Below are 23,798 nucleotides of genomic sequence, written 5' to 3'. Positions count from 1 at the left end.
CCCTGAAAGACATAGCTGCGCCCACCCGTGCCGCAGGGCGGCACGGGTGGGCGTTGGGGTCCCCCCGGCCGAAGGCCGGGGGAGGAACCCGGCCAGCGCCGGCAAGCGACGCCCCCCCGCCCCAGCTACCGCTTCCTCTCTGTCCTACTCGGTCGTGCCGGCCCTCGACCTCGCCTCTTCGGATGCCGAGCCGGGTGGGAGAGCGGGCGGCTCGACGGGCTGGCGCCGGCGGCGTTTCAGCAGGGCCCACGGGCCGCGCGGACCCGTCGGCATCGCCGCCGTGACCTCCGTGCCGGGCTCGGCCGCCGCCTCCGCCGCCGCCCGGGCGACCGGCAGGAAGCCTTCGCGACGGCTGACGTCGGGGCGTTCCTCTTCCGCCGGCCAGAGACCGAGGGCCGCGCAGACCGTGGGGAGGACCGCCATGGCCGCCGTGGCGTAGCCCTCCGCGGAGGGGTGGTAGTTGTCGGGGCCGAACAGCTCGCGCGGGTTCGCGGCGAACTCCGGGCCCAGCAGGTCGCCCAGCGACACCGTGCGGCCGCCCTGTTCCACCGTCCCGATGGTCTGGGCCGCCGCCAGCTGCCGGGACGCCCGCCGGGCCAGCCAGCGCAGCGGCTGTCGTACCGGCTCGATCGTGCCCAGGTCGGGACAGGTGCCGACGACGACCTCGGCGCCGGCCGTGCGCAGCCGGCGGACGGCCGCAGAGAGGTGGCGGACCGAGCGGGTCGGCGGCATGCGGTGTGTGACGTCGTTCGCGCCGATCATGATCACGCAGACGTCGGGGACCGGCGACGCCGTGCCCAGGACCAGCGCCACCTGGCGGTCCAGGTCGTCGGACTGGGCGCCGGGCAGTGCCACGTTGGTGAGCCGGACCGGGCGTTCGGCGACGGCCGCGAGGCCCGCCGCCAGCAGCGCGCCCGGCGTCTGGGAGGCCCGGTGCACGCCCTGGCCGGCCGCCGTGGAGTCGCCGAGCATCGTCAGCCGGATGGGCGGCTCACCGGAGGCGTACCCTCCCCCGCTCTCGGCCTCGCTCGAGTGGGGGGACCCCCACTCGTAGACGCCGTCCGCGGTCGGCACCCGGCCGCCGCTGTTGCCGTTGTGCACCGCCGTCCTGGCCATCCGCACCTCGGCCAGCACCAGGCCCACCGCTGCCGCGCCGACCAGCCCGACCCCGCCGCCGCCGTACGCCGCCCCGGCCGCGATCCGCCGGGCCACCCGTGCCCTCGACATGTTCGTCATGCGTCGCCGCCACCTCCTCGTTGCCGCACATCCACTCCTTGCCCCGTACAGGGCGTCCGTCAATCTCAACGGGGAGTGAACCTCCGGAGCGGGCGCTGATCAGGACCCTTTCGTCCCCGCGACCCGACCGCCGGACAGGCCCTAGGCTGGCGACACCAACCAGGACCACACCTTTTGCAAGCAACCGGAGACAACGGTGCGATTCCACGACTCGATGATCAGCCTCGTCGGCAACACCCCGCTGGTGAGACTCAACAGCGTCACCCAGGGCATCCAGGCCACCGTGCTCGCCAAGGTCGAGTACTTCAACCCGGGCGGTTCCGTGAAGGACCGCATCGCCCTGCGGATGATCGAGGCCGCGGAGAAGAGCGGGGAGCTGCAGCCCGGCGGGACGATCGTCGAGCCGACCAGCGGGAACACCGGGGTGGGGCTGGCGATCGTGGCCCAGCAGAAGGGGTACAAGTGCATCTTCGTGTGCCCCGACAAGGTGAGCACCGACAAGATCAACGTGCTGCGGGCGTACGGCGCCGAGGTCGTGGTCTGCCCCACCGCCGTCGACCCGGAGCACCCGGACTCGTACTACAACGTCTCCGACCGGCTGGTCCGCGAGACGCCCGGTGCCTGGAAGCCGGACCAGTACTCCAACCCCAACAACCCCCTCTCCCACTATCACTCGACCGGCCCCGAGCTGTGGGAGCAGACGGAGGGGAAGATCACCCATTTCGTGGCGGGCGTGGGCACCGGCGGGACCATCTCCGGTACCGGCCGCTACCTGAAGGACGCCAGTGAGGGCCGGGTGCAGGTCGTCGGCGCCGACCCGGAGGGTTCTGTCTACTCGGGCGGTTCCGGACGGCCGTACCTGGTCGAGGGTGTCGGTGAGGACTTCTGGCCCACCGCCTACGACCGGACCGTCGCCGACGAGATCGTCGCCGTGTCGGACAAGGACTCGTTCCAGATGACCCGGCGGCTGGCCAAGGAGGAGGGGCTGCTGGTCGGCGGCTCCTGCGGGATGGCCGTCGTGGCCGCGCTGCGGGTGGCCGAGCGGCTCGGCCCGGACGACGTGGTGGTCGTGCTGCTGCCGGACAGCGGCCGCGGCTACCTGAGCAAGATCTTCAACGACGAGTGGATGGCCGACTACGGCTTCCTGGAGGACGAGGGCCCCAGCGCCCGCGTCGGCGACGTGCTCAGCGACAAGGCCGGAGCCACCATCCCCTCCCTCGTCCACATGCACCCGGACGAGACCGTCGGGCAGGCCATCGAGGTGCTGCGCGAGTACGGCGTCTCGCAGATGCCCGTCGTCAAGCCGGGCGCCGGGCACCCGGACGTGATGGCCGCCGAGGTCGTCGGCTCGGTCGTCGAACGGGAGCTGCTCGACGCGCTGTTCAACAAGCGCGCCTCCCTGGAGGACCCGCTGGAGAAGCACATGTGCGCCCCGCTGCCCCAGGTCGGCTCCGGCGAGCCGGTCGCGGACCTGATGACGGTGCTGGGCGCGGCCGACGCCGCGATCGTCCTCGTCGAGGGGAAGCCCACCGGAGTGGTCAGCCGGCAGGATCTGCTGGCCTTTCTCGCCAAGGGCGGCAAGCAGTAGCGAACGTCCGGTGAACGGCCCGTGACCCGGGGGAACTTGCTGTTTCCTATCCGAGTGGTGGACTTCGCGGAAGTGGTACGAGCGTGTCACGTGCGCGCAGCACCCGCTTAACACGGGTCCGGCAGATTAGTGGGTGTCGGCAGGGCGGGAGCGGCTCCCCGCCTCGGCCGGCACCGAACGTCCAAGGACCTCCGGAGCGGCTCCCGGACCTCCATGGACGCCTGGACGTGAGACCCGGCCCTGACCCGGTCCATGTCCTTCGCGGGGACCGCCGTCGTCCCGCCCCCCGGTAACGGGGGTGCGGCGGTCCCCGCGCATTACTTTTCCCGGCCTCGGCTCCCGGCCTCAGCCGGTCGTCGCCCAGCTCCCCAGCAACGCCAGCCGTTCCGCCGTCTCCGAGCCCGGCTCGGGGGTGTACGCCACGAGCGTCTGGTCCGGGTCCATCGGGACCGTGAGGGTCTCGTAGGGGAGGGTGAGCAGGCCCGCCACCGGATGCTGGATGCGTTTCGTGCCGTACGCGCACTCCTTGACCTCGTGGTCCGCCCACAGCCGGCGGAAGTCCGCGCTCTTCAGCGAGAGTTCGCCGACCAGCGCGGCCATGCGGGGGTCGTCGGGGTGGCGGCCCGCGTCGATGCGCAGGTTGGCGACGGTCTGGGCGGCGACGGCGGCCCAGTCCGGGTAGAAGCCCGCGGCGGCCGGATCGAGGAAGACCTGGCGCGGGATGTTCCGCTCGGCCGGGGCCAGGGCGCTGAACCCGTTCACCGCGTCGCCGAGCGCGTTCCAGGCGAGGACGTCCATCCTGCGGCCCAGCACGAACGCGGCCGTCCGCTCCATGCCGTCCAGCAGCAGCTGCACGCCGGGGCGGACGCGGGGGCGGGCCGGGCGCCCGGTGCCCTTCCTCTGCGGCCGGGCCACCGTCAGCAGATACGCGTGCTCGGTCTCGTCCAGGCGCAGGACCCGGGCGATCGCGTCAAGGACCGCGTCCGAGACGCTCGGCCCCCTGCTCTGTTCGAGTCGGATGTAGTAGTCGACGCTCACCCCCGCAAGTTGCGCCACCTCCTCGCGGCGCAGGCCCGGTACGCGGCGCCGTCCGTGCGAGGGCAGCCCCACCTCCTCGGGCCGGATGCGGGCACGGCGCGAGCGCAGGAAGTCTCCGAGTTCCCCGTCCATGGGTTCGATCGTAGGGGAGTCGCGCCCTCCCAACCTGGTTCTGCCAGACCCAGGAAAAGCTCAGCCCTGGGTAGGCCGCCCGGACCCGGCGAGTGTGGAGACACGCCACCGGGGCAGGTCCCGGCGGCACTCACCAGGGAGTACCTCATGTCGTACGACAACCTGTCCGGCCGTACCGCCGTCGTCACCGGCGCCGCCAGCGGGATCGGGGCGGCCGTCGCCCTGCGGCTCGCAGAGTCGGGCGCCCGGGTGGCGCTGCTCGCCCGGCGCGCCGACCGGCTGGAGACGGTCGTGGCGAAGATCCGGGCGAACGGCGGCGAGGCCCTCGCCGTCGTCGCCGACGTCACCGACGACGCGTCCGTCCAGGCCGCGGCCGACGCCGTGCACGCGGCCTACGGCAGCGTCGACCTCGTCGTCAACAACGCCGGCGTCATGCTGCCCAACCCCGTCGACGACGGCCGTATCGACGAGTGGCAGCGCATGCTCGACACCAACGTGACCGGTGTGCTGCGGGTGCTGCGGGCCTTCACCGGGGACCTGGTGGAGGCCGCGGCCGAGGGCCGTAGCGCCGACCTCGTCAACGTGTCGTCCATCGGCGCGCACGTCGTCTTCCCCACCTTCGCGGTGTACGGCGCCACCAAGGCCGCCGTCACCTTCCTCTCGCAGGCCCTGCGCTCCGAGTTCGGGCCGCGCGACGTGCGGGTCACCAACGTCGAGCCGGGCCTGACGGACACCGAACTCGGCAGCCACATCGACGGCGAGGAGCTGCGCGAGCAGGTGGCGGGCATGTTCGACGGGATGGGCGCACTGGCCGCCGAGGACCTCGCCGACCTGGTCGGCTACGTGGCGAGCCGCCCCCGGCACGTCAACCTGCGCCAGGTCGTGGTCCAGCCGACCCGGCAGGTGTGACCAGGCCGGGCCCGGGCTCGGGGCCCGGGTCAGTCCTCGTGGCCGCGGTCGCCCCGGTGGAACAGGCCGGGGTTGAGGCGGACGGCCTGGGTCGCGTTGACGCCGACGATGCCGATCCAGGTGACGACCACGCCCGTCATGCCGCCGAACGCGCCGCTGACCGCCGAGAGCGGGATCGCCAGCACCAGCGACACGATCCCGAAGCCGAAGCGCTCGCCCCAGGAGTCGGAGCCCTTCGGCCTGCGCGCCCCGCGGGCCGCCTGCATCTGCTGTTCGGCCAGGCCCCGGCGCAGCCGGCGCTCCACCGCGGTGTCGATGCGCTGGTCGATCTTCTCCACGAAGGAGTCGACCAGTTCCGACTCGTACTCGGGCCCCAGGTCCCTGCGGGCGTGCAGGGTGGCGGCGAGGTCCTTCTTCAGGTCGGTGTCATGAACGTCCGTCATGACGTCCACCGTAGGGACCGCAGGAGCCCGCCGCACTGGGGCAAGCCCCCGCATCCGGCGGGGGCCCGCCCTCAGGGCAGCAGCGACACCAGCCCGCTGCCGGCGTCGAACCGGGCCGCGACCACGGACGCCCCCGCGAACCCGGAGTCGGCCCGGATCGCGTCCCGCGCCCACACCGTCTGGGCCCGCATGGTGTGTTCGGCCCAGTCGCCGGGGAGCGCCCTGGTACGGAGGGCGGCCGGCGCGATCTCGGCGGCGAGGAGTTCCAGGTGACCGGGGACGGGCGCGCCGGTGCGCAGCCGGGCGAGGGTGGCGGCGACGGCCCGGCAGCCCTCGTGACCGAGCACCACGACCAGCGGGACGCGCAGTTCCTGCACGCCGTACTGGAGGGAACCGAGCACCGCCTCGTCCAGCACCTGCCCGGCCGTCCTTATGCACAGCAGGTCGCCGAGGCCCTGGTCGAAGACCAGTTCCGGGGCGGCTTCGGAGTCGACGCAGCCGAGCACCACCGCGAACGGGCGCGGTGCGGCGGCCGGGCTCCGGCGGGCGCGGCCGGTGGCGTACCGCCGGTTGCCCTGGAGCAGTTCGTCGAGGGCCGCGCTCGCCGAGGCGGGCACGACGGCCGCCGACGAGAGGGCGACGGCCGGCGCGCCGACGGCGGTGGCCGTCGGAAGAGCCCTGGGGTTCGAGGCCATGACGCTTCCTCAGGTGCTGGCGCTGATGGTTCTCATCACTGTACGCGGCGGAAACGTTACGCTCGGTGTTGGTTTAACGGCTCTTGGCCGGATCATCGCCCGTGCGATACCGATGTGGTGGCCGGTGGCCGGTAGCCGGTAGCCGGTGATCGGGGGTCAGGCCAGCCCGTGCTGCTTCGCGTAGGCGGCCGCCACGTCCTCGGGGTCCTTCTTGTCGTTGTCCACCTGGCTGTTGAGCTGGGTGAGCTGCTCGGTGGTGAGGACGTTGCCCAGCCGGGCGAGCGCCTTGCGGACGGTGTCGTCGGCCTTGCGGTCGGCGATCAGCGGGACGATGTGCTGGCTGGGGATCAGGTTCTTGGGGTCGGTCAGCACCACCCAGTCGTCGGCCGCGATGTCGGTGTCGGTGGTGAACAGGTTCGCCACGTCGACGTCGCCCTTCTTCAGCGCGCCCTTGACCAGCGGCCCGTCCGAGTCGAGCGACTTGAACTCCTTGAACTCGACGCCGTACACCTCCTGGAGGCCGACCGCGCCCACCCGGCGCTTCTTCACCTCGGGCGCGGCCCCGATGACCAGCTTGCCGTTCTGCTTGGCCAGGTCGGCGAGGGAGGTCAGGCCGTACTTCTGCGCGGTCGCCCGGGTGACGACGAAGCAGTCGGAGTCGGCGGCCTGTCCGTACGGCAGTACCTGGAGGCCGGCGGGCAGCGCCAGGGTGAGCGCGTTCTGCATGGTGCCCGGCTCGGCGGAGGCGTCCTTCGGGGCCAGGTAGTTGAGCAGGGCGCCCTGGTACTCGGGGAGCAGGTCGATGTCGCCGGCCTTGAGCGCGGGGATCACGATCTCCCGGGTACCGAGGTTCGGGCGGACCTTCACCTTCACGCCGGCCTGCTGGAGCACGGCCGCGTAGAGGTAGCCGAGCACCTGGTTCTCGGTGAAGTTGGCGGTGCCGATGGTGATCCCGCCCCTGCTGGAGCCGCCGCCTGCGGTCGAGCCGCTGCTCTCGTTCAGGGAGGTGATGCCGCCGGAGCAGGCGGCGAGGGCGGGGACGGAGGCCGCTGCGAAGAGGCCGCCGAGGAGAGTGCGTCGGTTCATCGAGGGGTCCCTAGGCAGTGCGGTGGCGGAAGAGGAAGCGCTGGAGGGTGCTCAGGAGCAGGTCGAGGACGACGGCGACGAGCGCGACAAGCACCGCGCCGCCGAGCACCTGGACGAGGTCGCGCTGGGCGAGTCCGTCGAAGACGTAGCGGCCGAGGCCGCCGAAGGAGACGTAGGCGGCGATGGTGGCCGTGGCCACGACCTGGATGAGCGCGAGGCGCAGGCCCGTCATGATCAGGGGGAGCGCGAGCGGCAGTTCGACCTGGAAGAGGACCTGGTGGCCGCGCATGCCCTGGCCGCGGGCCGCGTCCTTCACGTCCGGGTCGACGGCGGTCATGCCGGCGTAGGTGTTGGTGACGATCGCCGGGACGGCGAGGGCGACCAGCGCCACGTACACCGGCAGCATCGAGAGGCCGCCGGCCAGGAAGACCAGCACCACCAGGCCGACGGTCGGCAGCGCACGGCCGAAGGACGCCAGGTTGATGGCGACGAACGCGCCCTTGCCGGTGTGCCCGATCAGCAGGCCGAGCGGGAGGCCGATCGCGGCCGCGATGAGGGTCGCCAGCAGCGAGTACTGGAGGTGCTCGCCGAGCCGGTGGGCGATGCCGTCCTGACCGGCCCACTGGGAGCCGCTGGTCAGCCAGGTGCCGAGGTTCTTGAAGAGTTCGAACATGTCAGGCTCGCCTCCGCCGCCACGGGGTCAGTACGTACTGGAGAGCCACCAGCAGGGCGTCCGCGACCACGGCGAGAAGGATCGTGAGGACCACGCCCACGATCACCGGGGTCGGGAAGTCGCGCTGGAAGCCGTCGGTGAAGAGCTGGCCGAGGCCGCCGTCGCCGATGTAGGTGGCGACGCTCACCAGCGAGATGGACATGACCGTGGCGATCCGGACGCCCGCCATGATCACGGGGAGGGCCAGCGGGAGTTCGACGGTGAGGAGCGTGCGCAGCGGGCGGGTGCCCATCGCCTTCGCCGCCTCCTTGGTCTTCGCGGGGACCGAGTCCAGGCCCTCGACCGTGTTCCTGAGCAGCACGACCAGCGTGTAGACGGTCAGGCCGATCACGGTCGTGGTGCGGGTCAGGCCGCTGACCGGGAGCAGCAGCACGAAGATCGCGATCGACGGGATCGTGAAGAGCACGTTCGAGAGGCCGAGCAGGAAGCCGCGCAGCGGGCGGACCCGGTGGGCGACCACCGCGAGCGGCAGCGAGATCAGCAGGCCGAGGAAGACGGCGGTCATCGCGGCCTGGAGATGGGAGAGGGTGAGGCTGGTGAGGTCGTCGGTGTGGTCGCCGATCCACGACCAGTCGATGGTCATGCCGCCACCGCCCGTGCCGCGCTGTGCGCCTGACCGGCGTGCACGTGGATGTCGTCGCGGGACGAGACGCCGGTGAGGACGCCGTCCGCGTCGACCCGGGCGACCAGCCCGGCCGGGGAGGCGATCGACTCGTTCAGCGCCGCGAGCAGCGAGTCGTCGTCCTTGAGCGGCCGTACGGGGAGTTCGGCGTCCTTCGAGGCCCAGTGCAGGGGCTTGCGCCCGGCGTCGAGGACGAGGGTCCAGGCGCCGCCTTCGGGTGCCGGGCCCTGCGGGACGCCGGCCAGGGTCTTCAGCGAGAGCAGCTTCAGGCCGCGCTCGGCGCCGAGGAAGTCGGCCACGAAGTCGTCCGCGGGCCGGGCCAGCAGTTCGGCGGGCGGGGCGATCTGGACCAGGTGGCCGCCGGTGCGGAAGATCGCGATCCGGTCGCCGAGCCGGACCGCCTCGTCGACGTCGTGCGTGACGAAGACGATGGTCTTGTTCAACTCCTTCTGAAGCCGGAGCAGTTCGTCCTGGAGCTGGGTGCGCACCACCGGGTCGACGGCGCCGAACGGCTCGTCCATCAGCAGCACCGGCGGGTCGGCGGCGAGCGCGCGGGCCACGCCGACGCGCTGCTGCTGGCCGCCGGAGAGCTGGTGCGGGTACCGCTTGCCGGCGTCGGCGGCGAGGCCGACGGTCTCCAGGAGTTCGGCGGCGCGGGCGCGGGCCTTCTTCCGGTTCCAGCCGAGCAGCAGCGGGACGGTGGCGATGTTGTCGAGCACCGTGCGGTGCGGGAATAGTCCGGCCTGCTGGATGACGTACCCGATGGACCGGCGCAGCTCGGCGGCGTCCTGCTCGGTGACGTCCTTGCCGTTCACCTTGATCGTGCCGGAGGTCGGCTCGACCATCCGGTTGATCATCCGCAGGGTGGTGGTCTTGCCGCAACCGGAGGAGCCGACCAGGACGGTGACCCCGCCCTCCGGCATCTCCAGGGAGAGATCGTGGACTGCTGTCGTGCCGTTGGGGAAGCGCTTGTGGACCGCGTCGAACTGGATCATGAGATGTCCCTTGCCCGGCTGTATAACGTCATGCAGAGTTCTCGTTAGGTGAATAGGTTGTCAACGGTCTCGCGTTAATCCGAGGTAACGGATGACCGCAACGCAAGATCGAGTGTCCTAATTGATGGGAGTTTGGACGTTATGTCGTCTCGTATCGTGGACACTCCCGGAACAGTGCATTCCGGTCTGGTGGTCCTCGACGGCATCGGCATGGGTGTCGAGGACGTCGTACGCCTCGCCGACGGCACCGCCCGCCCGGTAGCGGGCACCGAGGCGATGCGCCGCGCGGAGGAGTCCTGGAACGCCGCCCGGCAGATCGCCGCGACCGGCCGCGTCTACGGCCGTTCCACCGGCGTCGGCGCCAACCGGAACGAGGACGTGCCCACCGAGGCCGCCGCCGGCCACGGACTGCGGCTGCTGCGCAGCCACGCAGGCGCGATCGGCGACGAACTCCCCGCCCGGCAGGTGCGCGCGATGCTCGCGGTGCGGGCCAACCAGCTCCTTGCGGGCGGCGCGGGCCTCAGACCGACCGTCGTGACGGCCTTGTGCGAGGCGCTGGAGTCGGGCGCGTACCCGGTGGTCAACGAGTTCGGCTCGGTCGGCACCGGGGACATCGCGGCGCTCGCCCAGGTGGGCCTCGCACTGGTGGGGGAGCACCCCTGGCGGGGCTCCGGCGCGCCGGCATCCCAGCCACTGGACAACAACGACGCCCTCGCCCTGATCAGCAGCAACGCCCTCACCCTCGGCCAGTCGGCGCTCGCCCTGCACGAGCTGCGCGGGCTGATCGAGGCCACCCAGGTGGTGGCGGCACTGTCGCTGCTCGCCGTCGACGGCTCCCACGAGGCGTTCGCGGCGCCCGTGCACGCGGCCCGCCCGCACCGCGGCAGCGTCGAGGTCGCCCGCCGGATGCGGGAGCTGATCGGCGCCGCCGACCGGCCGACCCCGCCGCTCGGCCGGATCCAGGACCCCTACGGCTTCCGCTGCCTGCCCCAGATCCACGGCCCGGCCCATGACGCGGCCGACGCCCTGGAGCAGGTCCTCGCCATCGAGATCAACGCGGCCGCCGAGAACCCCCTGATCTCCGCCGAGGACCTGGCCGCCTACCACCACGGCGGCTTCTACCAGGCCCAGCTCGCCCTCGCCCTGGACCACTTCCGGCTCGCCGTCACCCAGGTCGCCCGCCTGTCCACCTCCCGCCTCTCCTCCCTGAACGAGCCGGCCTTCACCCGCCTGCGCCCCTTCCTCGCCGACCAGGAGCCCGCCTCCTCCGGCGTGATGATCCTGGAGTACGCCGCCGGCGCCGCCCTCGGCGACCTGCGCGCCTTCTCCGCGCCCGCCTCCCTCGGGCACGCTGTACTCTCCCGAGGCGTCGAGGAGCAGGCCAGTTTCGCCTCGCTCGCCGCCCGTCAAACGCTGCGCGCCTGCCGTGCGTACCGTCTGGTGGTCGGCTGCGAACTCGTCGCCGCCGTACGGGCGCTGCGCCAGCGCGACCTGAGGCCCGAACCCGGGCTCGGGGCGGGCAGGGCGCTGGAGCTCGCCGAGGCGGCGCTGGAGGCGGACCCGGCCGACCGGCCGCTCACGGACGACGTCACCGCGGCGGCCGGGCTGCTCGACCGGTTCACGGACATCTGGAGGGGGAGCACGTCATGAACGTGACCGACAGCCCTGCGACACGGTTGCAGGCGCTCTTCGAGGGGCACCGGCTCACGCCGACCCAGCGGCGCATCGCGCACAGCATGGTGCGGCGCGCCGCCGACGTGCCCTTCCTGTCCAGCGTGGAGCTGGCCGAACTGGCCGGGGTCAGCCAGCCCTCCGTCACCCGCTTCGCGGTCGCCCTCGGCTTCGACGGCTACCCGGCGCTGCGCAAGCACCTGCGCGAGGTCGTGCCCCCCGAGCAGGCGGCCGGTTCCGGGTCGTACAACGAGTACCAGCAGGCCGTCGAGGCCGAGATCGAGAACCTGCGGCACCTCGCCGAGGTGCTCGCCGACCCGCGCCCGGTGCAGCAGGCGGGGCGGCTGCTGGCCGCGTCCCGGCCGCTGCCGGTGCTCGGGCTGCGCGCGGCCGCCTCGCAGGCGTACGGCTTCGCCTACTTCGCCGCCAAGGTGCACCCGGACGTCCGGCTGCTCAACGAGGGCGGCACGATGATCCACGACCGCATCGACGCGGCCGTCCTCGCCGGCGCCACGGCGCTGCTGTGCTTCGCGCTGCCCCGGCATCCCCGCGAGGTCGTGGACACGCTCGGGTACGCGAAGGAGGCCGGGCTGACCGTCGTGACCGTCGCCGACTCCGCCTTCGCGCCCGTCGCCAAGGTCTCCGACCTGCTGCTGCCGGCCGCCGTCGGCACCGGGCTCGCCTTCGACACGGCCTGTGCGCCGATGCTGCTCGGCCGGGTGCTCCTGGAGGCGATGTGCGACGACCTGCCGGACGCGCAGGCCCGCCTGGAGGAGTTCGACACGCGGGCGGCGGCACGGGGGCTGTTCGTGGAGTGAGCCGCGGATGAGTGTCCCGCAGATGCGAGTCCCGCAGATGTGAGTCCCCTGAGAGGACGACCCCTGTTTTCGGGCGGCTCCTTTAAGGCTCGTCTCACGTTCGCTGGTTAGCGTCCCGCCATACGGACTGGGCCGAGACCGGCGAGGAGGCTGCGGACATGGCGCGTGCGGGACGAGGGGGGCAGGGGTTGGCCCGGGTGGCCGTGGTCGTACGGGCCGGGGCCGCGCCGCTGTGGTGGTCCGGGGTGTTCGCCGCCGGCGTCGGGGTGCTGCCGCCGGGGTTCACCGGACGCCGCATCGGCGTCATGGCCGGGGCCGCGCTGTTCATCATCGGCGCCGCCGTCGTGGCGCTCACCCGCCGCAAGCGGTACACCGCGCTGATGCACGGGGCCGCCCGGGCCGGCAAGCACGACGTGCTCCAGGACCGGGCGGTGACCGTGCGGAACTGGCGCCGGGGGCACCGCTGGCTGCTGCTGCTGGCCTTCGCCGTCGCCCTCGGCTCCGCCTTCGCGATGCCCGCGGCGGGTGGCATGCTGCTCGCCGGGACCGGCACCGGGCTGCGCCTGAAGGCGGCCTGGCTGGGCCGCCGGGAGAAGGCCGGCGAACAGCTGGTGTGGCTGCGCGTCGACTGGCTCGACAAGCGCGGCGGCCGCCCGGTCGGCAAGGACGTCAGGGCGTACCGCGGTACCGGCATCGCGGCGGGCGACGCGGCCCCGGGCGGGGCACGCCGCCGCACCGCGGCGCTGGTCTGAGGTCCGGTCAGACCTCCAGGTCCTCCTCGATCTTCTTCAGCTGGTGCCGGGCCATCGCCAGGTTGGCGCGGGCCTGGTCGAGCACCAGGTAGAGGAAGAGGCCGTTGCCGCCCCGGCCCTTGAGCAGCCGGATCAGGTGGTACTGGTTGGAGAGCGTGATCAGGATGTCCTCGATCTCGCCCTTGAGGCCGAGGTGCTCCATGGTGCGCATCTTGGAGCGGATCACGTCGGTGTTGCCGGCCGCGGCCACGTTCAGGTCGAAGGTCTTGCTGCCGCCCATCGTGCCCAGCGCCATCCCGCTGGTGTAGTCGACGAGCGCGACGCCGGTCGCGCCCTCGATGGAGGTGAGGCACTCTTTCAGGGCGGTTTCGGTGTTGGCCATGACTTTCTGGTTCCTTTCAACTGTCGGTTGCGGTGCGCGCGTCGGTGCTGGTGCTGGTGCTGGTGCGTGGCGTGCGCGTGGTTCTGGTTCGTGTGGCTGCGCTGCGGGCCGGGCGCAGCGCCTTGGCGGCGGCCTCGGCGGCGTCGACCACCTCGCCGATCCGGGCGGCGGCCCGGCGGCCCTCCAGGTGGAGCCGGCCGACGTTCACCCGGTCCTCGGCGAGCAGGGTGAGCACGGCGCTGTGGCCGGCGGCATAGGTGGCGACATAGCCGTCGTCGCCGCGCACCAGCAGTTCCCTGAGCTCGCCCTTGCCGGTGGCGTCGGAGACCCGGACGGCGACACCGAGCTCGGCCGCGGTGAGCGCGGCGAGGCCCTCCGGATCGACGCCCGGGCAGTCGTGGGCGACGACCAGGCCGTCGACACCGGCCGCGAGAGCCCCGGTGAGCTGGGGCATCCGGGTGCGTAACCGGCGCAGTTCGTCGAGGACGGCCTCTCTGTCGGAGCTGCCGGGTTCTGCCGCCATCAGCTGTCTCCTCTCGGCGGGGCGGTGCCGTTCAAAGGGCCTCCAGCGCATCCCTGAGCCTCTTCAGCAGCGCGATGTCGGGGTCGGTGACCGGGGGAAGCGGGGGCGGGGCGGGCGCGGTGCTCCTCGGGGCGAGGAGTCCGGCCGCCGCCAGCCGCCGTACGTCCACCAGCGTGTGGAAGGCCGGCCTGCCCAGCTCGCGGGCGATCTGCGGGGCCGTGCGGACGCCGTCCACCCGGTCCAGGACCGCCTGCTGCCGGGGGGTGACCGGCGGCGGCGCGACCGGGTCGGCGCGGATCAGCGGGGCGCCGTCCGCCGCCGGGTCGGGCCAGAGCCGGTGCAGCAGCTCGCGGCGGCGCAGGGTCTCGCGCTCCAGGTCCGTGACGGGCACGGCGCGCCACGGACCGGCGGCGGCCGTGGTGCCGTAGCGGAACCGGCCCGGGGTGCTGCTGGGTGCCAGTGCGAAGTACCCGGCGTCGTACAGGGCGCCGAGGCGGCACAGCTCCAGGGCGCCTCGCGGGAGCAGGCCGGCGGCGAGCAGCCGCTGGGCGGCCGCCGGTATGTCGTCGGTCCAGGGCCAGACCGCCGGGTCGAGCGTGCCGCGGGCCGTGAGGAGCACGTCGAGGCCTGGGGCGAGCGGGCTCTCGGCGTGCACCACGCGGCCCTCGGCCAGGTGCAGGGTGCCGTGCTCGCGGACCAGGACACCCGTGGCCCGCTCCTCGGCGAGGCGTATCAGCATCGGTGACAGCGCCCCGGGCACTCTCTCGTGCAGGGCCGCCCGGTCCCGGACCGGCAGTGGCGGCGGCGTTTCGACCACGGTCATCCCAGCACCAGCCGCTCGGCCATCTCGCCGAGCCGGATCCGGGCGAGGGCGAGATTGCCGTCCTCGCGGGCCAGCCACAGATGCAGGAACACGGTGGCGTCGAAGGACGTGACCACGAACCGCAGCAGGTGGTAGCTGTCCCGGTTGCTGACGATCAGATCCTCCACCGGAGGACTCACCTCGGTGTCGTCCTCCGTGCTGAACGCCCCGTGCTCGGCGGCCAGCCGGGCCAGCTCGGCGGCCTCCGCGGCGGTGGTCTCGTGGTCACCGCCGGGCGCCTCCCCGACCGTGCCCAGGGCCAGTCCGCTGGTCCAGTCGACCAATGCGGCGCCCCGGGCACCGGGCAGTCGCATCGCTTCCAGTAAGCACTCGTCGATTCCGGGCACCGTGGCTCCCCTCCCGCCCCATGGCTCTCCGGTTGAGTGACGCAGACACTACGCAACGTGTGCGGGGAGGGGTGAGTCGTTTGGCATTTTCCAGTGGAACATGCGCGCGGCAGACTAGTGTTGGTCAACTGGGCTGCTTTTCACACCAGTTGATCCCTGCTGTCCGGGGCGTCTCAACGGCTCCTGGTTGCATGCAGGGTGGTGAGCGCGTCAGCGTGCGCCCCTCCGGATTCGGCCACGACCTCGGCGACCGTCTGCGGCTCCCGTACGACGGCGAACGCCACGCCCCCGTCGCCGTCCGGCGCGAAGCCGTAAACCCCGGGCCGGGCAAGGGAGTTGTAGGAGTAGTGGCTGCCGAAGTAGTACGCCCCGGTGTCCAGCGCCGCCACGAGGTCCCCCTGCTCCAGCGGTGGCAGTGCGCGCCCCTCGGCGAGCAGGTCGCCCGCAAAGCAGGCCGGCCCCGCCACGTCCTGCACCACCGGGGCCCCTTGCCTGGGCCGCCCCTTCGCGTCGTACGCGGCGATCCTGAGCGGCCAGGACCCCGGTACGTACACCGTTCGCGGCGCCACCTGCACCCCCGCGTGCGTCACCGCGATCCGCCGCCCGCCGGAGCTCTTCGTGTACTCCACCCGGGCCACCACCGTGCCGTGCCGGGCCAGCAGCGACCGCCCGAACTCCGTCACCAGCCCGTACCGCCCGTCGAACAGCCCCGGCACCGCCTGAGCCAGCAGCCGCGCGTACTGCGCGTACGTCGGCTCCGTCGTCTCCGAGGCGAAGTTGACGGAGAGCCCGCCCCCGATGTCGAGGGTGTCGACCTGCCGCCGCCCGGCGCGCGCGTTGATCTCCTCGGCCAGCGCGTACGTCTCCGCCACGCCCCGCACCAGCAGCGGCAGCGGGATCCCCTGCGACCCGATGTGCGCGTGCAGCCGCGTCAGCCACGGCCGCTCCATGAACGTCTGTACGACCCACTCCCGGGCGCCCTCGTCCCGCAGCCCCACCCCGAACTTCGAGGTCGCCGTCGCGGTGGAGGTGGCCCCGATCGTCCCGGCCCCGATCTGCGGGTTCACCCGGATCCCGAGCGGCGAGGAGGTGGTGCCGCCCGGGTGCAGGAGGGCGTCGAGGCGCCGGACCTCCTGCGGGTTGTCCGCGTTCACGGCGACGCCCAGCGCCAGCGCCTCGCGCAGCTCCGCCTCGGTCTTCGCGGGCGCGTCGAACACCGTCCGCTCCGCCGGCATCCCGGCCGCCCGCGCCAGCGCCAGCTCGCCCGCGCTGGCCACCTCGGCGCCCAGACCGGCCTCGGCCAGCAGCCGCACCACCGGGACCAGCGGGTTCGCCTTCACCGCGAAGGCGTGCAGGATCGCGGTACCGGGCGCCGTGACCGCCTCGAACGCCCCGCGCAGCGCGGCGGCCGACGCGTGGATGCCCCGCACGTCCAGCAGGCCTACGATCGGCGCGTCCGGCCCCAGCAGTCCCTGCTCCACCGCCGCCCGCACGGCGTCGTCCCGCCGCCCGACCCGCTCGCCGTCGTCCCCGTGTCCGCCGCTGCATCCGCCCGCGACGTCCGCCGACATGTCATCGTCCATACCTTTGAGGCCCATAAGTCCAGCCAAACATCCGGACTGCCGCCGCGCTGGCGGACCGAATGTATTGACTAGTTCTATTCATCGAGCCAGGATGTGAATAACCGCAGGAACACTTCGCTGGCCGTTGATCCCTGATCCGCTAGGAGGCAGACCATGTCAGGACCCCGCCCCGTACGAGCACCGCGCGGTACGGAACTGAGCGCCCTGGGATGGCAGCAGGAAGCCGCCCTGCGGATGCTGCAGAACAACCTGGACCCCGAGGTCGCCGAGCACCCCGACAAGCTCGTCGTCTATGGCGGCACCGGCAAGGCCGCCCGCGACTGGCGCTCCTTCGACGCCATGGTGCGCACCCTGCGCACCCTCAAGCAGGACGAGACCATGCTGGTCCAGTCCGGCCGCCCGGTCGGCGTGATGCAGACCCACGAGTGGGCCCCCCGCGTCCTCATCGCCAACTCCAACCTCGTCGGCGACTGGGCCAACTGGGAGGAGTTCCGCCGCCTGGAGGCCCTCGGCCTGACCATGTACGGCCAGATGACCGCCGGCTCCTGGATCTACATCGGCACCCAGGGCATCCTCCAGGGCACCTACGAGACGTTCGCCGCCGTCGCCGCGAAGAAGTTCAACGGCACCCTCGCCGGGACCATCACCCTCACCGCCGGCCTCGGCGGCATGGGCGGCGCCCAGCCCCTCGCCGTCACCATGAACGACGGCGTCGCGATCTGTATCGACGTCGACCCGCGCGCCATCGAGCGCCGCATCGAGCACCGCTACCTGGACGTGAAGGCCGACAGCCTGGACCACGCCCTCCAGCTGGCGACCGAGGCCCGCGACGCCCGCCGCCCGCTGTCCATCGGCGTCCTCGGCAACGCGGCCGAGCTGGTGCCGCAGCTGCTCGCGATGAACGCCCCCATCGACATCGTCACCGACCAGACCTCGGCGCACGACCCGCTGGCGTACCTGCCGGTCGGGGTGGCCTTCGAGGACATGGCCGACGCCGCCGCCAAGGACCCGGCCGGGTTCACCACGCGGGCCCGCGAGTCCATGGCCCGGCACGTCGAGGCCATGGTCGGCTTCATGGACGCCGGCTCCGAGGTCTTCGACTACGGCAACTCCATCCGCGGCGAGGCGCAACTGGCCGGATACGACCGGGCGTTCGCCTTCCCCGGCTTCGTGCCCGCCTACATCCGCCCGCTCTTCTCCGAGGGCAAGGGCCCCTTCCGCTGGGCGGCCCTGTCCGGCGAGGCCTCCGACATCGCCAAGACCGACAAGGCGATCCTCGACCTCTTCCCGGAGAACGAGTCCCTGCACCGCTGGATCAAGCTGGCCGGGGAGCGGGTCCACTTCCAGGGCCTGCCCGCGCGCATCTGCTGGCTCGGCTACGGCGAGCGGGACAAGGCCGGCGAGCGGTTCAACGACATGGTGGCGAGCGGCGAGCTGGCCGCGCCGCTGGCGATCGGCCGCGACCACCTTGACTGCGGCTCCGTGGCCTCCCCCTACCGCGAGACGGAGGCCATGCTGGACGGCTCCGACGCGATCGCCGACTGGCCGCTGCTGAACGCGATGGTCAACGTGGCGTCGGGGGCGTCCTGGGTCTCCATCCACCACGGCGGCGGGGTCGGCATGGGCCGGTCCATCCACGCCGGGCAGGTGACGGTCGCCGACGGTACGAAGCTCGCCGGTGAGAAGATCCGCCGGGTGCTGACGAACGACCCCGGCATGGGTGTCATCCGGCACGTGGACGCCGGGTACGACATCGCGGAGTCGGTCGCCGACGAGCGGGGGGTTCGGGTGCCGATGCGCGAGGGTGACGACGCGTGACGAAGGGCGGGGACTCTTCGGTGGGGGCCGAGCTCTCGTCGCCGGGTGCGGGTGCGGGTGCGGGTGCGGGTGCGGGTGCGGGTGCGGCTGTGCCCGCCCGTTCCGCCCTGCGGAACGACTGCCCACAGCCTGTACGGGCCGAGGGCGCACGGCCCGGTGCCACGCCGGTCGGGAGTGCGGCCTCCTTCCACGCCATGTGGCGTGAGCTGCTCCCCGTCGGGCGGCACACCGACTCCTGTGGCTACCGGCGCTTCGCCTGGACCGGGGCCGATGCCGAGTGCCGGGCCTGGTTCCAGGAGCAGGCCCAGGCGCGCGGGCTGACGTACGAGGTCGACCGGAACGGGAACCAGTGGGCCTGGCTCGGGGACCCGGCGGCCGGGAACGCCGTCGTCACCGGGTCGCATCTGGACTCCGTGCCGGACGGCGGTGCCTTCGACGGCCCCCTCGGTGTCGTGTCCTCCTTCGCCGCGCTCGATGAACTCCGCGCCAGAGGAGCGGGGTTCACCCGGCCCCTCGCCATCGTCAACTTCGGTGACGAGGAGGGTGCCCGGTTCGGGCTCGCCTGTGTCGGGTCCCGGCTGACCGCGGGGCACCTGACCGTCGAGCAGGCCCACCGGCTCACCGACGGGGACGGCATCACACTGCCGCAGGCCATGGCGGCCGCCGGCTACGACCCCGACGCCATCGGGCCCGACCCCGAGCGGCTCGCACGCATCGGTGCCTTCGTCGAGCTGCACGTCGAGCAGGGCCGGGCGCTGGACCTGTCCGGCGACCGGGTCGGCATCGCCAGTGCCATCTGGCCGCACGGACGCTGGCGGTTCGACTTCCGGGGCGAGGCCAACCACGCCGGCACCACCCGGCTGGCCGACCGGCGCGACCCCATGCTGTCGTACGCCGAGACCGTGCTCGCCGCCCGCCGCGAGGCCCAGCTCGCCGGTGCCGTCGCCACCTTCGGCAAGATCGCGGTCGAGCCGAACGGCGTCAACGCCATCCCCTCCCTGGTGCGCGGCTGGCTCGACTCCCGCGCCGCCGACCAGGCCACCCTCGACACCGTCGTCGGCGGCATCGAGAAGGCGGCCCGCGAGTACGCGGAGGCGCACGGCATCGACCTGGACGTGGTCCGCGAGTCGTTCACGCCGGTCGTGGAGTTCGACCACGCCCTGCGCGGCGAACTCGGCCGGATCCTCGGCAAGGACACCGGCCTCACCGTGCCCGTCCTGGGTACCGGTGCCGGACACGACGCCGGGATCCTCTCGGGGAGCATCCCGACCGCCATGCTGTTCGTGCGCAACCCCACCGGTGTCTCGCACTCCCCGGCCGAGTTCGCGGCCGAGGACGACTGCGTGGCCGGGGTGAGCGCGCTCGCCGACGTACTGGAAGGGCTGGCCTGCGGGTGACGACACGGACGACGTACTGGTTGGAGTACGCCTGGCTGGACACGCACGTCGAGCCGGGCGTCGCCGTGGAGGTGGCGGACGGGCGGATCACGGCGGTGCGGACCGAGGTGCCCGCGCCGCCGCCCGGGGCCGAGGTGCTGCGCGGCCTCACCCTCCCCGGCCTGGCGAACGCCCACTCGCACGCCTTCCACCGCGCCCTGCGCGGTACCGTCCAGGTCGGCTCCGGGACCTTCTGGACCTGGCGCGAGGTCATGTACTCCTTCGCCGACCGGCTGACCCCGGAGACCTACCACGCGCTCGCCCGCGCGGTGTACGCCGAGATGGCGCTGGCGGGCGTCTCCTGCGTCGGCGAGTTCCACTACGTCCACCACGCCCCCGGCGGCACCCCGTACGCCGACCCCAACGCCATGGGCGAGGCGCTGATCGCGGCGGCCGCCGACGCCGGCATCCGGATCACCCTCCTCGACACGGCCTACCTCTCCTCCGGCATCCTGAGCGAGCACCGTGGCGAGCCGCCCAACGCCCACCAGCTGCGCTTCTCCGACGGCAGCGCGGAGGCCTGGGCCGAACGCTGTTCAGTTCTCAAGGAACGGGATCACGCACGGATCGGGGCGGCCATCCACTCCGTACGGGCGGTGCCCGCCGGGCAGTTGGCGACCGTGGCCGGCTGGGCCGAGGAACGGCGGGCCCCGCTGCACGTACACCTGTCCGAGCAGACGGCGGAGAACGACGCCTGCCTGGCCGCCCACGGCCGCACCCCCACCCGCCTGCTCGCCGACCACGGTGTCCTCGGCCCGCGCACCACGGGCGTCCACAACACCCACCTCACCGACGAGGACATCGCGCTGCTCGGCGGCTCCGGCACCGGCACCTGCATGTGCCCTACCACCGAGCGGGACCTGGCCGACGGCATCGGACCGGCCGTCGCCCTGCAGCGCGCGGGCTCCCCGCTCTCCCTCGGCTCCGACAGCCACGCCGTCATCGACCTGCTCGAAGAGGCGCGCGCGATGGAGCTGAACGAGCGGCTGCGCACCCGCACCCGGGGCCACTGGACGGCCGCCGCCCTGCTGCGCGCCGCCTCCGCCGACGGCCACGCCGCCCTCGGCTGGGACAACGCGGGAACCATCGAGACCGGCATGCTCGCCGACCTGACGACGATCGCGCTGGACTCCGTCAGAACGGCCGGGCCGGTACCGCGACTCGGCGCCGAGACGGCCGTATTCGCCGCGACCGCGGCGGACGTACGGCACACGGTCGTCGGGGGCCGTCATGTCGTACGGGACGGTGCGCACGCCCTCGTACCCGATGTGCCACAGGCCCTCGCGCGGGCCGTCGAAGCCCTTCGCGCCTGACGACCACCCACGAGGACACCATGAGCAGCAGCACGGTCATCACCAACATCGCCACGCTGGTCACCAACGACCCCTCCCTCGGTGACAACTCCCCTCTCGGTCTGATCCAGGACGCGGCCGTCGTCATCGACGGCGACCGTGTCGTGTGGACCGGTGAATCCAGCAAAGCACCCGCCACTGACAACCGGGTCGACGCGGGCGGCCGGGCGGTGCTGCCGGGCTTCGTGGACTCCCACTCCCACCTGGTCTTCGCGGGCGACCGCACCCAGGAGTTCAACGCCCGCATGTCCGGCCGGTCGTACACCGCGGGCGGCATCCGCACGACGGTGGCGGCGACCCGGGCGGCCACGGACGCGGAACTGGAGTCGAACCTCACGCACTACCTCGCCGAGGCCCTCCGCCAGGGCACGACCACGTTCGAGACCAAGTCGGGCTACGGCCTGACGGTCGAGGACGAGTCCCGCGCCCTGCGCATCGCAGCCGCCCACACCGACGAGGTCACCTACCTCGGCGCCCACATCGTCTCCCCGGACTATGCCGACGACCCGGCCGGGTACGTCGCCCTCGTCACCGGCGAGATGCTCGACGCCTGTGCTCCGTACGCCCGTTGGATCGACGTCTTCTGCGAGAAGGGCGCCTTCGACGGCGACCAGGCCCGGGCGATCCTCACCGCGGGCAGGGCCAAGGGCCTGACCCCGCGCATCCACGCCAACCAGCTCTCCTACGGCCCCGGCGTCCAGCTCGCCGTGGAACTCGACGCGGCCAGCGCCGACCACTGCACCCATCTGACGGACGCCGACGTCGACGCACTGGCGAGCGGCGACACGGTCGCCACCCTCCTCCCAGGCGCCGAGTTCTCCACCCGCGCCGAATGGCCCGACGCCCGCCGCCTCCTCGACGCCGGCGTGACGGTCGCCCTCTCCACCGACTGCAATCCCGGCTCCTCCTTCACGTCCTCCGTCCCCTTCTGCATCGCCCTGGCCGTCCGCGACATGCGCATGACCCCTGACGAGGCGGTCTGGTCGGCCACGGCGGGCGGTGCGGCGGCCCTGCGCAGGACCGACATCGGCCGCCTGACCCCGGGCACCTGCGCCGACCTGCTCCTCCTGGACGCCCCGAGCCACGTCCACCTGGCCTACCGGCCGGGGGTGCCGCTGGTCAGCGGGGTGTGGCGGAAGGGCGTCAGGGTCGTCGGCTGAATCAGCCCGCCCCCGCCCGCCAGCGCTGGCCCGTGCCGTCGTTCACCGGAGACAGGGAGAGCTGGTCGTCGCCGGTCGGGGTGAGGGCCGTTTCGAGGGCTGTCTCCGGGCGGATCTCGCCGTCGGGGGTCACGGTGAAGCGGAGGTTGTCGCCGTGGTCGCCGTCTACTGAGGCGCAGCTCCAGATGCCGACGCCCTTGTCGACGGAACCCCGGCTGTCCAGGCAGAAGTCGGGGTCCGCGGCGGACTGCAGGACGCCCCGGGCGGCATCGACCCGCCAGCGTTGGGTGGGGGAGGCGGAGCAGGGGGCCGTGACGACGTCGGTGCCGTTGTCGAAGTCGGCGTCGCGGACGTCCAGGCAGCGGGCGGTGGCGGCGTTCACGACCTGGGCGTAGGCGGTTCCCGGTGGTTTGGGGGTGGGGGAGGGGGAGGGGCGCGGAGACCGGGTCGGGGTATGTGACATACCACTGGGTGTTGGCGCAGGCGTAGGCGAGACGCGGGACGGTCCCGGGGACACGGTCGTCGTCGCCGTCACGGTCACCTGGGGGCTCGGTGGCGGTGGGGTCGCGGCGGCGGGGTCCGGGGCGTGCGTGTCCCGGTGGGTCACGAAGAACAGCAGCAGCGGTACGAGGGCCACGCCCAGTGCCGTGGAGGTGAGCAGGAGGCGCCGGGACCGGAGGCGGCGCTCCCGGGGTGGGGCGGACGCCGGGGTGGGGGGTGCCGGCGGGGTGTCCTGGCGTACGTACGCCGTTCCGGCCCACGGCAGCAGGCCCTCCGCCAGGGTCTCGCGCGGGGTGTCCCGGAGCGCGGTGAGGTCCTCGAACGCGGCCGTGCAGTGCGGGCAGTGGGCCATGTGCGCCTGCAGGTCGGGGCTGTGGCGGGGGTTCTCCGGGCGGACCGACTCCTCGATCAGACGGCGGAAGTCCGCGCAGCGGGGGTCGTCCGAGGCGGCCAGGCGGGTGCGCAGGCAGGCCTGGGCCATGGACTGGAGGGCGGACGGGGTGTCGTACCGGACGTCCTCGGGGGTCAGGCCGAGGTGGGCCGCGGTCCGTTCGGCGGGCTCCCGGTCCAGCACGCCGTACCAGAGCAGGCCCTGGGTGCGGGACGGCAGGGACTGGAACGCCGGGAGCAGGGGCGGGGTCGGGCCGCCGGGCACGCCGGAGGAGTTCAGGACCAGCAGGAGGGTGGGGTCGAGGGCGGCGGAGCGTTCGTCGCGCGACCAGTCGGCGGCCAGCCGGGCGGTCAGCAGGAGCAGGTGGTGGCGGAGCGGTACGACCGGCTCGGCGCCGTGCGCGATGTCGCGGGCGGCGGTGCTGAAGGTCTCCGCGGCAAGGCGGCGGGCCGCCGCGTCGCCGGCCGTGCAGAGGCGGGCGTGGGCGAGGACCGCGGGGTGATGGCGGGCGCGGAGTTCCTGGAGGGCGGGGTAGGCGGTGGCGGCGGGGGCGCGCAGGAGCTCGGTCAGGCGTGCGTCCGGGGGCGGGTCGCCCTGGATGTCCTGGACCATCGTGCACCCCTTCTCGCGGGCCGCCCTTCCTGACGTACCGGCCAGTTTGGGGTGTGACTCGCGGTAGCGGGGGAGCTTTGGCCAAAGACGCAGCGGGCCGGGGCGGGGGATGC

General features: G+C 72.9%; 23 protein-coding genes. 9 read left to right on the top strand and 14 right to left on the bottom strand.

Annotated elements, in window-relative coordinates:
- Nucleotides 1-144: 144 nt before the first annotated feature.
- Nucleotides 145-1,236: an SGNH/GDSL hydrolase family protein gene (locus ACFWPS_RS32300; RefSeq protein ID WP_383711391.1), complete on the bottom strand. Its 1,092-nt coding sequence runs from the start codon at nt 1,234-1,236 to the stop codon at nt 145-147.
- 196 nt (nt 1,237-1,432) lie between these two features.
- On the opposite strand from ACFWPS_RS32300, the gene ACFWPS_RS32295 reads away from it, so the two are divergent.
- Nucleotides 1,433-2,824: a cystathionine beta-synthase gene (locus ACFWPS_RS32295; RefSeq protein ID WP_383711389.1), complete on the top strand. Its 1,392-nt coding sequence runs from the start codon at nt 1,433-1,435 to the stop codon at nt 2,822-2,824.
- Nucleotides 2,825-3,169: 345 nt separating this feature from the next.
- Here the strand turns inward: ACFWPS_RS32295 and ACFWPS_RS32290 are convergent, their stop codons facing one another.
- Complete coding sequence (locus ACFWPS_RS32290; RefSeq protein WP_383711387.1) at nt 3,170-3,994, bottom strand: helix-turn-helix transcriptional regulator; 825 nt, start codon at nt 3,992-3,994, stop codon at nt 3,170-3,172.
- Nucleotides 3,995-4,141: 147 nt separating this feature from the next.
- Between ACFWPS_RS32290 and ACFWPS_RS32285 the strand changes: the two genes are divergently transcribed.
- On the top strand, nt 4,142-4,903 hold the full coding sequence (locus ACFWPS_RS32285; RefSeq protein ID WP_383711385.1) for an SDR family oxidoreductase: 762 nt from the start codon (nt 4,142-4,144) through the stop codon (nt 4,901-4,903).
- A gap of 29 nt (nt 4,904-4,932) precedes the next feature.
- Here the strand turns inward: ACFWPS_RS32285 and ACFWPS_RS32280 are convergent, their stop codons facing one another.
- The 6 genes from ACFWPS_RS32280 to ACFWPS_RS32255 form a co-directional block, all read right to left on the bottom strand.
- Nucleotides 4,933-5,346, bottom strand: a complete 414-nt coding sequence (locus tag ACFWPS_RS32280; protein ID WP_383711383.1) for a hypothetical protein — start codon at nt 5,344-5,346, stop codon at nt 4,933-4,935.
- 71 nt (nt 5,347-5,417) lie between these two features.
- Nucleotides 5,418-6,041 carry a carbonic anhydrase gene (locus tag ACFWPS_RS32275; protein ID WP_383711380.1) on the bottom strand — a complete coding sequence of 208 codons (624 nt, stop codon included), beginning with the start codon at nt 6,039-6,041 and terminating at the stop codon, nt 5,418-5,420.
- A gap of 156 nt (nt 6,042-6,197) precedes the next feature.
- Entirely contained in the window at nt 6,198-7,127 is a 930-nt protein-coding gene (locus ACFWPS_RS32270; protein ID WP_383711377.1) for an ABC transporter substrate-binding protein, read from the bottom strand.
- Between the two features lie 10 nt (nt 7,128-7,137).
- Nucleotides 7,138-7,800, bottom strand: a complete 663-nt coding sequence (locus ACFWPS_RS32265; protein WP_383711375.1) for an ABC transporter permease — start codon at nt 7,798-7,800, stop codon at nt 7,138-7,140.
- Between the two features lies 1 nt (nt 7,801).
- The gene (locus tag ACFWPS_RS32260) at nt 7,802-8,443 is read right to left on the bottom strand and encodes an ABC transporter permease (protein ID WP_383711373.1); all 642 of its coding nucleotides are present in this window, start codon (nt 8,441-8,443) and stop codon (nt 7,802-7,804) included.
- Nucleotides 8,440-9,477, bottom strand: a complete 1,038-nt coding sequence (locus ACFWPS_RS32255) for an ABC transporter ATP-binding protein (protein ID WP_383711371.1) — start codon at nt 9,475-9,477, stop codon at nt 8,440-8,442. Before ACFWPS_RS32255 ends, ACFWPS_RS32260 begins: the two co-directional genes overlap by 4 nt.
- A 141-nt stretch (nt 9,478-9,618) precedes the next feature.
- Between ACFWPS_RS32255 and ACFWPS_RS32250 the strand changes: the two genes are divergently transcribed.
- The 3 genes from ACFWPS_RS32250 to ACFWPS_RS32240 all read left to right on the top strand — a co-directional run bounded on the left by ACFWPS_RS32250 (nt 9,619) and on the right by ACFWPS_RS32240 (nt 12,718).
- Nucleotides 9,619-11,127: an aromatic amino acid ammonia-lyase gene (locus ACFWPS_RS32250; protein WP_383711369.1), complete on the top strand. Its 1,509-nt coding sequence runs from the start codon at nt 9,619-9,621 to the stop codon at nt 11,125-11,127.
- On the top strand, nt 11,124-11,966 hold the full coding sequence (locus ACFWPS_RS32245) for a MurR/RpiR family transcriptional regulator (RefSeq protein WP_089102291.1): 843 nt from the start codon (nt 11,124-11,126) through the stop codon (nt 11,964-11,966). Before ACFWPS_RS32250 ends, ACFWPS_RS32245 begins: the two co-directional genes overlap by 4 nt.
- Nucleotides 11,967-12,124: 158 nt before the next feature.
- Nucleotides 12,125-12,718: a hypothetical protein gene (locus ACFWPS_RS32240; RefSeq protein ID WP_383711366.1), complete on the top strand. Its 594-nt coding sequence runs from the start codon at nt 12,125-12,127 to the stop codon at nt 12,716-12,718.
- 7 nt (nt 12,719-12,725) lie between these two features.
- Here the strand turns inward: ACFWPS_RS32240 and ACFWPS_RS32235 are convergent, their stop codons facing one another.
- The 5 genes from ACFWPS_RS32235 to ACFWPS_RS32215 all read right to left on the bottom strand — a co-directional run bounded on the left by ACFWPS_RS32235 (nt 12,726) and on the right by ACFWPS_RS32215 (nt 16,403).
- Nucleotides 12,726-13,100, bottom strand: a complete 375-nt coding sequence (locus ACFWPS_RS32235) for a hypothetical protein (RefSeq protein ID WP_350782953.1) — start codon at nt 13,098-13,100, stop codon at nt 12,726-12,728.
- 16 nt (nt 13,101-13,116) lie between these two features.
- Nucleotides 13,117-13,623, bottom strand: coding sequence for a roadblock/LC7 domain-containing protein (locus tag ACFWPS_RS32230; RefSeq protein ID WP_383711364.1), 507 nt, complete (start codon nt 13,621-13,623; stop codon nt 13,117-13,119).
- 31 nt (nt 13,624-13,654) lie between these two features.
- Nucleotides 13,655-14,446 (bottom strand): transcriptional regulator, encoded by a 792-nt coding sequence (locus ACFWPS_RS32225; RefSeq protein WP_383711361.1) that lies wholly within the window; start codon nt 14,444-14,446, stop codon nt 13,655-13,657.
- Entirely contained in the window at nt 14,443-14,832 is a 390-nt protein-coding gene (locus ACFWPS_RS32220) for a hypothetical protein (protein WP_089102296.1), read from the bottom strand. The genes ACFWPS_RS32225 and ACFWPS_RS32220 overlap by 4 nt, the downstream gene beginning before the upstream one ends.
- Nucleotides 14,833-15,005: 173 nt before the next feature.
- Entirely contained in the window at nt 15,006-16,403 is a 1,398-nt protein-coding gene (locus ACFWPS_RS32215) for a diaminopimelate decarboxylase (RefSeq protein ID WP_383711359.1), read from the bottom strand.
- Nucleotides 16,404-16,568: 165 nt separating this feature from the next.
- Between ACFWPS_RS32215 and hutU the strand changes: the two genes are divergently transcribed.
- The 4 genes from hutU to hutI all read left to right on the top strand — a co-directional run bounded on the left by hutU (nt 16,569) and on the right by hutI (nt 22,181).
- Nucleotides 16,569-18,233 carry a urocanate hydratase gene (gene hutU, locus ACFWPS_RS32210; protein WP_383711356.1) on the top strand — a complete coding sequence of 555 codons (1,665 nt, stop codon included), beginning with the start codon at nt 16,569-16,571 and terminating at the stop codon, nt 18,231-18,233.
- Between the two features lie 194 nt (nt 18,234-18,427).
- Entirely contained in the window at nt 18,428-19,630 is a 1,203-nt protein-coding gene (locus tag ACFWPS_RS32205) for an allantoate amidohydrolase (RefSeq protein WP_383711401.1), read from the top strand.
- Nucleotides 19,621-20,982 (top strand): formimidoylglutamate deiminase, encoded by a 1,362-nt coding sequence (locus tag ACFWPS_RS32200; protein ID WP_383711399.1) that lies wholly within the window; start codon nt 19,621-19,623, stop codon nt 20,980-20,982. Before ACFWPS_RS32205 ends, ACFWPS_RS32200 begins: the two co-directional genes overlap by 10 nt.
- A gap of 20 nt (nt 20,983-21,002) precedes the next feature.
- A complete protein-coding gene (gene hutI / locus ACFWPS_RS32195; RefSeq protein WP_383711355.1) occupies nt 21,003-22,181 on the top strand; it encodes an imidazolonepropionase in 1,179 nt (392 codons plus the stop codon).
- A gap of 1 nt (nt 22,182) precedes the next feature.
- Here the strand turns inward: hutI and ACFWPS_RS32190 are convergent, their stop codons facing one another.
- Nucleotides 22,183-23,685 (bottom strand): ricin-type beta-trefoil lectin domain protein, encoded by a 1,503-nt coding sequence (locus ACFWPS_RS32190; RefSeq protein WP_383711352.1) that lies wholly within the window; start codon nt 23,683-23,685, stop codon nt 22,183-22,185.
- Nucleotides 23,686-23,798 lie beyond the last annotated feature (113 nt).

It is taken from the genome of Streptomyces sp. NPDC058457, assembly GCF_042720695.1.
In the GTDB taxonomy this organism is placed as follows: domain Bacteria; phylum Actinomycetota; class Actinomycetes; order Streptomycetales; family Streptomycetaceae; genus Streptomyces.
This window is presented reverse-complemented; position numbering and strand designations above follow the sequence as displayed.